At 70.3% G+C, this 12,482-nt stretch carries 12 protein-coding genes; 2 read left to right on the top strand and 10 right to left on the bottom strand.

The features are described from left to right. Window positions 1–43 precede the first annotated feature (43 nt). The 10 genes from doeB to BWR60_RS27480 form a co-directional block, all read right to left on the bottom strand. Entirely contained in the window at window positions 44–1,051 is a 1,008-nt protein-coding gene (gene doeB, locus BWR60_RS27525; protein WP_088155024.1) for a N(2)-acetyl-L-2,4-diaminobutanoate deacetylase DoeB, read from the bottom strand. Then, window positions 1,048–2,226: an ectoine hydrolase DoeA gene (gene doeA, locus BWR60_RS27520; RefSeq protein ID WP_088155022.1), complete on the bottom strand. Its 1,179-nt coding sequence runs from the start codon at window positions 2,224–2,226 to the stop codon at window positions 1,048–1,050. The genes doeB and doeA overlap by 4 nt, the downstream gene beginning before the upstream one ends. A 10-nt stretch (window positions 2,227–2,236) precedes the next feature. After that, the gene (eutC, locus tag BWR60_RS27515; RefSeq protein ID WP_230983201.1) at window positions 2,237–3,220 is read right to left on the bottom strand and encodes an ectoine utilization protein EutC; all 984 of its coding nucleotides are present in this window, start codon (window positions 3,218–3,220) and stop codon (window positions 2,237–2,239) included. Next, complete coding sequence (eutB, locus tag BWR60_RS27510; RefSeq protein ID WP_088155018.1) at window positions 3,217–4,209, bottom strand: hydroxyectoine utilization dehydratase EutB; 993 nt, start codon at window positions 4,207–4,209, stop codon at window positions 3,217–3,219. Before eutB ends, eutC begins: the two co-directional genes overlap by 4 nt. Window positions 4,210–4,456: 247 nt before the next feature. Next, entirely contained in the window at window positions 4,457–5,212 is a 756-nt protein-coding gene (gene eutA, locus BWR60_RS27505; RefSeq protein ID WP_218823709.1) for an ectoine utilization protein EutA, read from the bottom strand. 13 nt (window positions 5,213–5,225) lie between these two features. Beyond that, the gene (gene ehuD / locus BWR60_RS27500) at window positions 5,226–5,882 is read right to left on the bottom strand and encodes an ectoine/hydroxyectoine ABC transporter permease subunit EhuD (protein WP_088155015.1); all 657 of its coding nucleotides are present in this window, start codon (window positions 5,880–5,882) and stop codon (window positions 5,226–5,228) included. Between the two features lie 3 nt (window positions 5,883–5,885). Then, on the bottom strand, window positions 5,886–6,545 hold the full coding sequence (ehuC, locus tag BWR60_RS27495) for an ectoine/hydroxyectoine ABC transporter permease subunit EhuC (RefSeq protein ID WP_088155013.1): 660 nt from the start codon (window positions 6,543–6,545) through the stop codon (window positions 5,886–5,888). Between the two features lie 271 nt (window positions 6,546–6,816). Further along, window positions 6,817–7,659: an ectoine/hydroxyectoine ABC transporter substrate-binding protein EhuB gene (ehuB, locus tag BWR60_RS27490; protein WP_088155011.1), complete on the bottom strand. Its 843-nt coding sequence runs from the start codon at window positions 7,657–7,659 to the stop codon at window positions 6,817–6,819. Window positions 7,660–7,697: 38 nt separating this feature from the next. Then, the gene (gene ehuA, locus BWR60_RS27485; RefSeq protein WP_230983200.1) at window positions 7,698–8,498 is read right to left on the bottom strand and encodes an ectoine/hydroxyectoine ABC transporter ATP-binding protein EhuA; all 801 of its coding nucleotides are present in this window, start codon (window positions 8,496–8,498) and stop codon (window positions 7,698–7,700) included. A 134-nt stretch (window positions 8,499–8,632) separates the two neighbouring features. Continuing rightward, a complete protein-coding gene (locus tag BWR60_RS27480) occupies window positions 8,633–10,027 on the bottom strand; it encodes a PLP-dependent aminotransferase family protein (RefSeq protein ID WP_088155007.1) in 1,395 nt (464 codons plus the stop codon). 67 nt (window positions 10,028–10,094) lie between these two features. Between BWR60_RS27480 and BWR60_RS27475 the strand changes: the two genes are divergently transcribed. Continuing rightward, complete coding sequence (locus tag BWR60_RS27475) at window positions 10,095–10,583, top strand: Lrp/AsnC family transcriptional regulator (RefSeq protein ID WP_088155028.1); 489 nt, start codon at window positions 10,095–10,097, stop codon at window positions 10,581–10,583. A 282-nt stretch (window positions 10,584–10,865) separates the two neighbouring features. Further along, the gene (locus BWR60_RS27470) at window positions 10,866–12,359 is read left to right on the top strand and encodes an NAD-dependent succinate-semialdehyde dehydrogenase (protein WP_088155005.1); all 1,494 of its coding nucleotides are present in this window, start codon (window positions 10,866–10,868) and stop codon (window positions 12,357–12,359) included. Window positions 12,360–12,482 lie beyond the last annotated feature (123 nt).

Genomic DNA, 12,482 nt, shown 5'->3' with positions numbered 1-12,482 from the left:
CCCCTCACCCTCCCGCCGCGTTGGCGGCGGGAGGGTGAGGGGGCTACCCTTCCACGGTGCCAATCACCGCCAGGCAGTCGCCGGCCTTGACCAGCCCCGGGAAATGCCGGGCGGCCAGGATGCCGTCGAGGGCCGCGCGGTACTCGGCGGGCGCCTGGCCGGTGCGATCGACCGGGTGGATGCGGGCGATGACGTCGCCCTTCTTCACCGGCTCGCCCAGATCGACGCAGGTCTCGGCCATGCCGTCCTGCTCGGCGAAGCGGAAGCAGTCGGCGGACGGCATGTCGAGCCAGCGGCTGGGCGCACGCTCGACCTCGCCCTCAAGGATGCCGGCATGGCGCAGCAGGTTGCGCACGCCGCGCTTGGCGATGCCGGCTGTGCGCGCCGTGGCGGTGCCGCCGCCGCCCAACTCCGTCGTCACGAAGACCTTCCCCGCCGCCTCGGCCGCGGTGTCGTACATACCGACCGCGTCGATCTCCAGCATCCGCATCGACCAGGGGGCGGAGAACGCCTCCACCGCCGCGAAGCAGCGCGCCTCCTGGTCCTTGTCGGGCAGGATGTGGGCGGCGGCGAAGGGCACGAAGTCGAGCGTGCGGCCGCCGGAGTGGAAGTCGAGCACGATGTCGGCCAACGGCAGCAGGTGGCGCTGGAAATAGTCGGCGATCTTCTGCGTCGGCGTGCCGTCCGGCCGGCCGGGGAAGCTGCGGTTCAGATTGCCCTTGTCGATCGGCGAGGTGCGGGTGCCGGCGCGGAAGGCGGGATAGTTCATCGCCGGGACGATGATCACCCGACCCCGGACCTGCGCCGGGTCCAGCGTCCGCGCCAGATCGAACAGGGCGATCGGCCCTTCGTATTCGTCGCCGTGATTGGCGCCGGTGAGGAGGGCGGTCGGCCCCTCTCCGTTCTTGATCACCGCGACCGGGATCATCACCGAGCCCCAGGCGGAATCGTCGCGGCTGTAGGGCAGGCGCAGCGTCCCGTGCTGCACCCCGTCGCGGCCGAAATCGACCGACGGGACGATCGGCGAGGGCGGCAGATCGAGAACCGTCATGGCTTGACGAAGAGCTGGCGCGGCACGTCGGCCAGGATCTCGACGCCGCTGTCGGTGATGGCGATGCTCTCGGTGATCTCGAGCCCCATGTCTTCCAGCCACAGCCCGGTCATGAAGTGGAAGGTCATGCCGGGCTCCAGCACGGTGCGGTCGCCGGGGCGCAGGCTCATGGTGCGCTCGCCCCAGTCGGGCGGGTAGCTGAGGCCGATCGGATAGCCGGTGCGGTTGTCCTTGATGATCCCGTATTTCTTGAGCACGGCGAAGAAGGCGTTGGCGATGTCCTCGCAGGTGTTGCCCGGCCGTGCCGCGCCCAGGCCGGCCTCCATCCCCTCCAGCACCGCCTTCTCGGCATCGACGAAGGCCTGGGTCGGCTTGCCCAGGAACACGGTGCGCGACAGCGGGCAGTGGTAGCGCTTGTAGCAGCCGGCGATCTCGAAGAAGGTGCCCTCCCCCGACCGCATCGGCTTGTCATCCCAGGTCAGATGCGGGGCCGAGGCGTCGGCGCCGGAGGGCAGCAGCGGCACGATCGCCGGGTAGTCGCCGCCGAAACCCTCAACCCCGCGGATGCCGGCGTCGTAGATCTCCGCCACCAGGTCGTTCTTGCGCAGGCCGGGCTCGACCTTCTCGACGATCCGCCTGTGCATCGCCTCGACGATGCGGGCCGCCTTGCGCATGTAGTCCAGCTCCTGCGGGCTCTTCACCGCGCGCTGCCAGTTCACCAGCGCGGTGGCGTCGGCGAAGCGGGCATTGGGCAGGTGGCGCTGCAGCGAGGCGAAGGCGGCGGCGGAGAACCAGTAATTGTCCATCTCGACGCCGATCGACAGGCGGCCCCAGCCGCGCGAGTCGATGATGCCGGCCAGCCGGTCCATCGGGTGCCGCTCGGTCGACTGCACGTAATGATCCGGATAGCCGATGATGTTGTCATGGGCGAGATAGGCGGTACGCTTGGCGCCGTTGGCATCCTGGCCGCGGCCGTACCAGATCGGCTCGCCCTCCGGCGGCACCAGCACGCCCTGGTGGACGTAGAAGGACCAGCCGTCATAGCCGGTCAGCCAGGCCATGTTCGACGGGTCGCTGACCCATAGCAGGTCGATGCCCCGGCGGGCCATGGCGGCACGGGTCTTGGCGAGCCGCGCGGCATATTCCTCGCGGCTGAAGTTGAGCTCTACGGACATGCTGTGCCTCTCAGCTTTCGAAGGATGTGCCCACCCCGGCGGCGGCGACGCGGCCGCGGGCCAGGGTGGCGATGGCGGTGTCCTGGACGCCGGTGCCGGTCAGGTCGGCGACGGTGATGGCGGCGGCGGAGGGCCGGCCGGGCGCCGTGCCGGCGATGACGGCGCCGATCTCAGGGAAGACCGCGTCGGCGGCGACGGTCCCCGCGGCGATGGCGTGGTGCAGCTCGCCCAGCCGGCGGGTCTGGGCCAGGCTGTCGGCGACGTAGAGATCGGCGCGAGCGAGAATGGCCGGATCCAGCTCGTTCTTGTGCTCGGCGTCCGAGCCCATGGCGGTGACGTGCTGGCCGGGCGACAGCCACTCCGCCCGCAGGATCGGCTCGGCCGCCGGGGTGGTGGTGACGATGATGTCGGCGCCGTCGACTGCTTCCTGCGGCGCCGCCTCGGCGTGGACGGCGAGGCCCAGCTCGTCCGACAGCTTCACCGCCAAAGCCTGCGCCCGGCCGACGTCGCGCGCCCAGATCCGGGCCTCGGCGATCGGCCGCACCAGGGTCAGGGCCTTGAGCTGCAGCCGAGCCTGCACCCCGGCGCCGAACACCGCCGCCACCCGGGAGTCCGGGCGGGACAGATGCTTGGCCGCGACCGCGCCGGCGGCGGCGGTGCGGACATCGGTCAGATAGCCATTGTCGAGGAACACGGCGTCGACCAGCCCGGTTTTGGCGCTGAACAGCACCATCAGCCCGTTGGTGCTGGGCAGGCCGAGCGTCGGATTGTCGAAGAAGCCGGGGCTGATCTTGATGGCGAAGCCGTCGAGGCCGGGCACATAGGCGGTCTTGACGTCGACCTCGCCGCGATGCTCGGGGATGTCGAGGCGCAGGATCGGCGGCATCGCCACAGCCTTGGTGGCCAGCGCCAGGAACGCGTCCTCGACGCAGGCGACGGCGTCGCGGTCGAGCGGGACGGCGCGGCGCAGCTCCGCCTCCGTCACGATGGTCATGCGGGGCACGGCGTGTCCTCCCAGGCGCCGCTCACGATCCTGCGGTGCAGCGCCATGTCGATGTTGCGGCCCGAGACCACCAGGACGGTCGGGCCGGATAGGGTGAGCTTGCCGGCCAGCAGCGCGCCGATGCCGACCGCGCCGCCGCCCTCGACGATCTCCTGCTCCGCCGCATAGGCGTGGTCGATGGCGGCGGCGATCTCGGCCTCGGTGAGCAGCGCCGCCTCGTCCAGGAGGTCGCGGGCCAGGGCGAAGGTATGGCGGTTGTCGAGGCCGATGCCGCCGCCCAGCGAATCCGCCAGGGTCGGCAGTTCCGCGGTCGCGACCGGGCGACCGGCGGCGAGGCTGTCGCGCATCGCCGGGCCGCGCGCCATCGACACGCCGACCATGCGGACCTGCGGCCGCAGCCCCTTGACCGCGGCGGCAACGCCGCCGAACAGGCCGCCGCCGGACAGCGGCACCACCACCTGCGCCACATCGGGCAGGTCGGCGACGATCTCGAGGCCGATGGTGCCCTGGCCGGCGATCACGTCCGGGTGGTCGAAGGGCGGGATGGCGGTGAAGCCCTCCTCCGCCACCAGCCGGTCGACCTCCTTCTGCGCATCATCCTGGGACCGGCCGACGATGCGGATCTCGGCGCCCAGCGCGCGGATCGCCACGACCTTGTTCTCCGGCACCAAGGCGGACATGCAGACGACGCAGCGCAGGCCCTGGCGGGCGGCGGCATGGGCCAGGCCGCGGCCGTGATTGCCGGTCGAGGCCGCGGCGATACCGACCTTTCGCGCCTCCGGCGGCAGCGACAGCACCGCGTTGGTGGCGCCGCGCAGCTTGAAGCTGCCGGTGGTCTGCCTGGTCTCCAGCTTGAGGAACACCGGCGCCCCGGCGCGCTCGGACAGCGCGGCTGAGCGGACCAGCGGCGTCCGCGCCACCTCTCCGGCGATGCGGTCGGCGGCGGCGCGGATGGTGTCGAGGGTGACGGCGTGGGTCACCGGGCGGGCCTCGCCGTCCGGAGAGAGACGTAGGTTGGGTTCGCTCTTGGCGAACCCAACATCGTGGTGGCAGCGCCAGCCTGTTGGGTTCGCATCCGCGAACCCAACCTACGATTCTTGCTGTCATGCCCGGGCTTGACCCGGGCATCCAGGAAATCCCGATGCCGCTCTGGGTGGCCCCTGGATTGCCGGGTCAAGCCCGGCAATGACAATGAAGAGAGTGGACGAAGAGCCATCTCCCCGCCCCTCACAGCGCCATCAGCCGGCCGAGCTCCGGCCGGGGGTGGTCGTCGCCGCACAGGCGCAGGGCCATCCAGGCGGTGGCGAGGTTGCTGGTCACCACCGGCCGGCCGATCCGCTGCTCGATCTCCGCCACGACCCCGGCGGCGCGCAGGGCGGTGCAGGAGATGAACAGCGCCTCGGCGTCCGGCGCCATCGCCACCTCGGCCGCTTCCACGATCGACGACAGGCTGATCCGCGCCATCTCGCGGTCGTCGTCGAGGCCGAGGCAGGTGAAGCGGGCGATGTCATGGCCGTGGCCGGCGAAATACTCGGCCATCGGCCGGCTGGTCTCGACCGTGTAGGGCGTCAGCACCGCGATCCGGCGCGCGCCCAGCGCCTCCAGCCCGCGGCGCGCGGCGAGCGGCGGGGTGACCACGGTGACGCCCGGCTTGGCCTGACGGATCGCCTCCTCGATCGCGTCGTCGCCCATCACCACCGAGGCCGAGGTGCAGGAGTAGCAGACGAGGTCGAGGTCCTCTTCGGGCAGGATCAGCCCGGCGCCCTCGGCAAGGCGCGGCTGCATCCGGCGCAGGTTCTCCGGCGTGGTCGGGTTGGCATAGGCGATGCGGGCGACATAGAGGCCGATCCGGTCGCTCGCCACCATGCGGCGGAAATCCGGCTCGCTGGTGTGGTCGGTCGCCAGGATGACGAGGCCGATCCGCTTCGGCAGCGGCCGGTCGTCGAAGCTGAGCGGCAGGGCGGACCGTTCGATCTCGATCATCATCGGCTCCGGGTCAGCGCAGCGGCCGGAAGCGGCGCTCCAGATAGCGGAGGCCGATCACGGCGATCAGGCTGATGACGAGGAAGAAGGCGCCGACCAGCGTCATCGGCTCCAGGTAGCGGTAGTTGAAGTTGGCGACGCTGCGGGCCTGGTTCATCAGCTCCAGCACCGTGATGGCGGAGAGCAGCGGCGTCTCCTTGAACATGGCGATGAAGTAGTTGGCCAGCGCCGGCAGCATCGGCGGGATCGCCTGCGGCAGGATCACATGGCGCCAGCTCTGCCCCGCGGTCAGGTTGCAGGCCTTCGCCGCCTCCCACTGGCCGCGCGGCGTGTTGTCGATGCCGGCGCGGTACACCTCCGCCGTGTAGGTGGCGTAGTGCAGGCCGAGGCCGATCACCCCGGCGGTCAGGGGCGGCAGCGTCAGGCCGAGATCCGGCATGATGTAGAACAGGAAGTAGAGCTGCACGAGCAGCGGCGTGCCGCGGATGAACTCGATCACGAAATTGACGATGCGCGCCAGCCAGCGGCGGCGGGTCCGGCGCAGCAGGGCGAGGCCGAGGCCCAGCACCACCGCCAGGGCATAGCCGAGGATGGTGGCCAGGATGGTGATCTTCACGCCCTCGATCAGGGTCGGGAGGATCTCGGCGACGAAGGCCCAGTCCCAATCCATGGCTCAGCTCCGCACGCCGTCGAGGCCGCGGGCCAGGCGGCGCTCCAGCGCCCGCACGCCCGCCGAGATCAGCATCGCCAGCGCGAAATAGATCACCAGGATGGTGAGGAAGGGGAAGGCGGTGCTGCCGGTCTGGGCCCGCACGATCTGGGCCTGGAAGGTCAGGTCGGTCAGCGAGATCAGCGACACCACGGCGGTGGCCTTCAACAGCTCGATGGCGTTGTTGCCGAAGGTCGGCAGCATCAGCACGAAGGCCTGGGGCAGGATGACGTGCCACAGGCTCTGCCGCCGGGTGAGGTTCAGGGCGACGCAGGCCTCGCGCTGCTCGCGCCCGATCGACTGCACGGCGCCGCGCACCACCTCGGCGCCATAGGCCCCGACATTGAGGCCGAGGGCCAGCACGCCGGCCAGCAGCGGGCTGAGCTCGAACCCGGCCAGCGGCAGCACGAAATAGATCCAGAACAGCTGCACGAAGATCGAGGTGCCGCGGAAGAACTCGACATAGGTCGTGGCGACGGTGCGGATTGCCCAGTTCGACGAGATCCGCCCCAGCCCGGCCAGGAAGGCGACCACCAGCGCCAGGGCGCAGCCCAGCACCGTCAGCTCGATGGTCACCCAGGCGCCGTCGAGGATCAGCCCGAGATAGCCTTCCCAGTCGGTCATGCGGCGGCTCGCCAAGGAAGGGGGACGGCTTCGTAGGTTGGGTTCGCGGGTGCGAACCCAACATGGCGAAGACCCGGCCATGCCGTGTTGGGTTCGCCATGGCGAACCCAACCTACGAGGAGCGTGAGCGCCGACCCGACCCGCCCCTCGCTGTCATGCCCGGGCTTGACCCGGGCATCCAGAAGATGCCGAGACCCTCTGGATTGCCGGGTCAAGCCCGGCAATGACAGGAAGGGGAAGGGTAAGAACACGTCGGGCCTCTCCTCCTGCCTCAGTTCGGGCCGCCGCACATCGCGTCGCGGTTGGTCTCGAGCGCGACCTTGGCCGAGAAGCCGTAGGGCTCGACGATCTTGGCGAATTCGCCGGACTGCTTCAGCGCCGCCAGCTCCTTGTCGAAGGCGTCGCGCAGCGCCGTGTCCTGCTTGCGGAAGGCGGCGCCGTCGCAATAGACCGGCGCGTTCTTCACCGGCCCGACCATCTCGATGTTCGGATCGGACGCCTTCTTCAGCAGGTCCTGGATCGACAGGATCGGCAGCGAATAGGCGTCGATGCGGCCATCCTGCAGCATCTTGATGCCGCTCTGCCCGTCCGGCACCACGATCACCCGCTCGCGCGGCACCCCGGCCTCCAACGCCAGCCGCTCCTCGGTGCCGCCGCCCGGCGCGCCGATCTTGGCGTCCGGGTTGGCAGCGATGTCGGCATAGCTCTGGAAGTTCGACGGGTTGCCCTTCTTCACCGCGAAGGCCTCGCCGTCGCACAGGATCGGCTGGGAATAGGCCACGGCGCGGCAGCGCTCCGGCTTCATGAACAGGCCGGCGGTGACGGCGTCGAAGCGGCGCGCCTGCAGGCCGGGGATCATGGCGCCGTATTCCGAGATCGAGGCGACGACGTCGGGCACGCCCATGCGCTTGAACACCTCGCGCGCCACGTCCGGCCCGGCGCCGGAGACCTTGCCGTCCGCCGCCACCGCGGTGAAGGGCGGCTCGTTGGCGATGGCGATGCGGGCGAAGCCCTGCTCCTTCAGGTTCTCCAGCGTGTCGGCCGCGGCCGGCAGTGCGAAGGCCACTGCCGAGACGGCGGCCAGGACCAGACGCGCGCAAAATCCTTTGTTCATTCTGCCTCTCCTGTTCTCTCGTTGGGCGCCGCCCCGGATCAGATCCGCTGGCCGGCGGCGATGATCTTCTTGAGGAAGGTCTGGGTCCGCTCCTCGCGCGGGTGCCGGAAGATCTCGTCCGGCGGCCCCTCCTCGACGATCCGGCCGCGGTCGAAGAACAGGACCCGGTCGGCGAAGTCGTGGGCGAAGCTCATCTCATGGGTGACCAGCAGCATGGTCATGTCGGTCTCGGCGGCCAGGCGGCGCATCACGTTCAGCACCTCCTCGACCAGCTCGGGGTCGAGGGCCGAGGTGACCTCGTCGAACAGCATGATCTTCGGCTTCAGCGCCAGGGCGCGGGCGATCGCCACGCGCTGCTTCTGGCCGCCGGACAGCTGCGCCGGCATCGCCTTGGCCTTGCCGGCCATGCCGACCAGCTCCAGCAGTTCCATCGCCCGGGCCTCGGCGGTCCTGCGGTCGACGCCGGCGGTCAGGATCGGCGCCAGGGTGACGTTGTCGAGCACCGATTTGTGCGGGAATAGGTTGAATAGCTGGAACACCATGCCGATCCTGGCGCGCATCCGATGCAGGTGGCGCTCATCGGCCGGCACCAGCCCGCCATTCCGCGGCATGTGGAACAGCGGCTCGCCCTCGATGCGGATCACGCCGCCATTGATCTGCTCCAGCGTCATCAGGATGCGCAGGATGGTGGTCTTGCCGGAGCCGGACGGCCCGATCAAAGCCAGCTTCTCGCCCGGCTTCACGGTGAAGCTGAGGTCGTCCAGCACGGTCAGCGGGCCGAAGCGCTTGGACACGCCCTCGACGCTGATGCATGGGTCGGTGGTCACGGAGTCGGGCAAGTCGCTCTCCCTGTGTGGCGACGGCCTGGGTTGCCGCCAACGATGGGAGGAGGACAAAATCATGTCAAATGGAAAAACAAATCAGTACAATTTGCCCTGCCGTGATGATTCCTGAGGCAGCAACGTGCCGGTTGCTACATCGCCAGCAGCACCGGCTCCGGCTCGCCCTGCAGCAGGTTGACGACGATCTTGAGGCCGTCGCGCAGCTGCTCCGGCGTGGTCGACCCGACCGAGATGCGCACCGCCGGCTGCCGGTCCATGCCGCCCTCGATCGCGAAGGACGCGCCGGGCGCGATCGCCACGCCCTGCAGCCGGGCATGGGACACGAACTCCTCCTCCGACCGCCCTTCGCCCAGGGGCAGCCAGACATGCAGCCCCTCCGGATGGGCCTTGTGCGGGATGCCGGCCAGCAGCTCGGCCGCGATCGCCTGGCGGCCGCGGATCGCCTGGTTCTGCCAGCGCACCAGCTCCGCAGCGGTGCCATTCTCGACCCAGCGGGCCGCCAGCTCAGCCACCAGCCCGGTCGCCATCCAGCTGGTGACCAGGCTGCGATTGGCGACGCCGGGGCCCAACCGGTCCGGCACCACCAGATAACCGGCGCGCAGGCCCGGCATCACGCATTTGGTGAAGGTGGAGACGTGCAGCGTGCGCTCCGGTGCCAGGGCGGCCAGCGGCGGCAGCCGGTCGGTCAAGAGCGGCGCCAGCACGTCGTTCTCGATGATCTGCAGCCCGTGGCGGCGCGCCACCTCGACCACCGCCTGCCGCCGCGCCGCGCCCATCAGGCTGGCAGTGGCGTTGATCGGGTTCGGCATGACGAAGAGGGCGCGGACGTCGCCCTCGCGGCAAGCCTCGTCCAGCGCCTCGGGGATCACGCCCTCGCCGTCGATCGCCACGCCGCGCAGGCGCAGGCCGAGATAGGCGGCCAGCGGCACCAGCGTGTGGTGGCCGACCGCCTCGGTCACCACGGTCGACCCCGGCGGGGCCGCGGCCATCAGGGCGATGGTCATGCCGGAGGTGGCGCCGTTGGTCAGGTGGATGGTGCCGGGCGCCGCCTCGACCCCGCAATGCTCACGCAGCCAGCCCTGCGCCACGCGGCGGTGGCGGGCGAACAGCATGTTCGGGCGGAAGGACAGCACGGCGGAATGCGGCAGCGTGTCGGCCAGGTCGTGCAGCGCCGCCTTCATCGCGTCGATGTGTCGGGTCTCGCACACCACCGGCTTCAGGATCGAGAGGTCGATGACCTCGCTCAGCCGCTCCGGGATATAGGGCGGCGCGGGCTCGCGCTGCGGCGGGCGAATGAAGGTGCCGCGCCCGGTCTCGCCCGAGATCAGGCCGCGGCGGATCAGCTCCTCATAGGCCCGGCTGACGGTCTGCACCGACAGGTCCAGCGTCTCGGCCATGTGCCGGTGCGTCGCCAGCCGCTCCCCCGGCTGCAGCCGCCCGTCCGCGATCGCCCGCGCGATCTGATCGGCCAGGGAGAGATAGGCGGGCCGCCGCAGGGCGGCGGCATCGGGCTGCCACATTGTCATGATTGGGACTGTGATCCAGGATCAGTTCAATTGACAACCCGAATTGCGCACCGGCATGGTTCCGGCCATGTCCGCCGTCAAGCTCGACCCGATCGACCTGCGCATCCTGGCCGAGATCCAGCGCGACGGGCGCATCACCAAGCTGGCCCTGGCCGAGAAGGTCGGGCTGTCGCCGACGCCGTGCTGGACCCGGCTGCACCGGCTGCAGCGCGAGGGCGTGATCTCCGGCTACCACGCCCGGCTGGCGCTGCGCCGGATCGCGCCCTTCGCCATGGTGTTCGTCGAGATCACGCTGGGTGCCCACCGCCAGGCCGATTTCGACCGGTTCGAGCGGGCGGTGAAGGCGGTGCCGGAGGTGGTGGCCTGCTGGTCGCTGGGCGGCGGCATCGACTATCTGCTGAAGGTCGTGGCGCGCGACATCGACGCCTATCAGCGGCTGATCGACCGGCTGCTGGAGGATGAGATCGGCATCGACCGCTACTTCACCTACATCGTCACCCGGACGGTGAAGGACGACGCGACCGTGCCGGTCGAGGTGTTGGCGGACGGGACGTAGGCGCCGGCTCCCCCTCACCCGCCCATTCGCCAACGCGAATGGGCCCCTCCCTCTCCCCGAGGAGAGGGAAACAGGGCGCTCCCCCTTTACCTCTCCTTGGGGAGAGGTCGAAATCGCGCAGCGATTTCGGGTGAGGGGGCGGCTCGGTCTCGCCGAAGAGAAACTCTCTCCCCCATCCCGCCTCGGCAGGAGACTTGGTCTCCCGATCGCGGCCCGAACAGCCTCCTTCTCCCCCGCCCTGCCCCTACCCTGGCGGCCTCGCCCTTGACGGAGGCTCAGCCGATGACCGCCCTCGCCACCCGGCCCAGCCAGCACGACGCGCTCGGCCGCCTGACCGACCGCCGGCTGCTGCGCGAGCTGGCCTATATCGACGGCCGCTGGACCGCCGCCGCCAACGGCGCGGTGTTCGAGGTCGCCGACCCGGCCACCGGCATCACTGTCGCCCGCGTGGCCCGGCTGGGCGCGGCCGAGGCCGACCGCGCCATCGCCGCCGCCCAGGCCGCCTTCCCGGCCTGGCGTGCGCTGCTGCCGCAGGAACGCGCGGCGAAGCTGCGCAACTGGTTCGACCGGATCCTGGCGGCCAAGGAGGATCTGGCCCTGCTGATGACACTGGAGCAGGGCAAGCCGCTGGCGGAATCGCGCGGCGAGATCGATTACGGCGCCGGTTTCGTCGAGTGGTTCGCCGAGGAGGCCAAGCGCCTCAACGTCGAATCCGTCACCAGCCACCTGCCCGGCGCCGAGATGATGGTGCGGCGCGAGCCGCTGGGCGTCGTCGGCGTCGCCACGCCGTGGAACTTCCCCTGCGCCATGCTGACCCGCAAGGCCGCGGCCGCCCTGGCCGCCGGCTGCACCGTGGTGGCGCATCCGTCGTCGCAGACCCCGCTGTCGGCCCTGGCCCTGGCCGAGTTGGCGGAGCGCGCCGGCATCCCGGCCGGGGTGCTGAACATCGTCACCGGCGACCCGGAGCCGATCGTCGGCCGGATCTGCGCTGACAAGCGGGTGCGGGCGGTCAGCTTCACCGGGTCGACCGAGATCGGCCGGCTGATCGCCGAACGCTGCGCCCCGACGATCAAGCGGCTGCAGCTGGAGCTGGGCGGCCACGCGCCGCTGATCGTCTTCGCCGATGCCGATCTCGACCGCGCCGTGTCGATCGCGATCGATGCCAAATTCGCCACCTCGGGCCAGGACTGCCTGGCCGCCAACCGGATCTATGTCGAGCGGCCCGCCTATGCCGCCTTCTGCGAGGCCTTCGCCAAGCGCGTCGCGGCGCTGAAGGTCGGCAACGGCCTCGATGCCGGGACCGAGATCGGGCCGTTGATGCATGGCCGCGCCGTGGCCAAGGCGGCGGAGCATGTGAGCGACGCCATGGCCCGCGGCGCCCGATGCCTGGCCGGCGGCGACGTCCACCCCGCCGGGCCGCTGTTCTTCGCACCCACCGTTCTGGCCGATGTGCCGGACGACGCCGCGATCATGCGCGAGGAAACCTTCGGCCCGGTCGCCGCCGTCACCGCCTTCGACAGCGAGGACGAGGTGGTGGCCCGCGCCAACGACACCGAATACGGGCTGGTGGCCTATGCCGTCACCCGCGATGCCGGCCGCGTGCTGCGGCTGGGTCGTGCGCTCGATTACGGCATGGTCGCGGTCAACCGGGTGAAGATCACCGGCGCCCCGATCCCGTTCGGCGGCACCAAGCAATCCGGCCTCGGCCGCGAAGGCTCGCGCCACGGCATCGAGGCCTTCACCGAGTTGAAGTATCTGTGCCTGGATGCGGCATAGACCCGTGAAACACCGTCATTGCGAGCGCAGCGAAGCAATCCAGGGCCGTTTGGCGTGGCCCCTGGATTGCTTCGTCGGCTTCGCCTCCTCGCAATGACGATTCCCACCTATTGAGGAGAACCC

The organism is Inquilinus limosus (genome assembly GCF_002195995.1).
Taxonomy (GTDB): domain Bacteria; phylum Pseudomonadota; class Alphaproteobacteria; order DSM-16000; family Inquilinaceae; genus Inquilinus; species Inquilinus limosus_C.
This window is presented reverse-complemented; position numbering and strand designations above follow the sequence as displayed.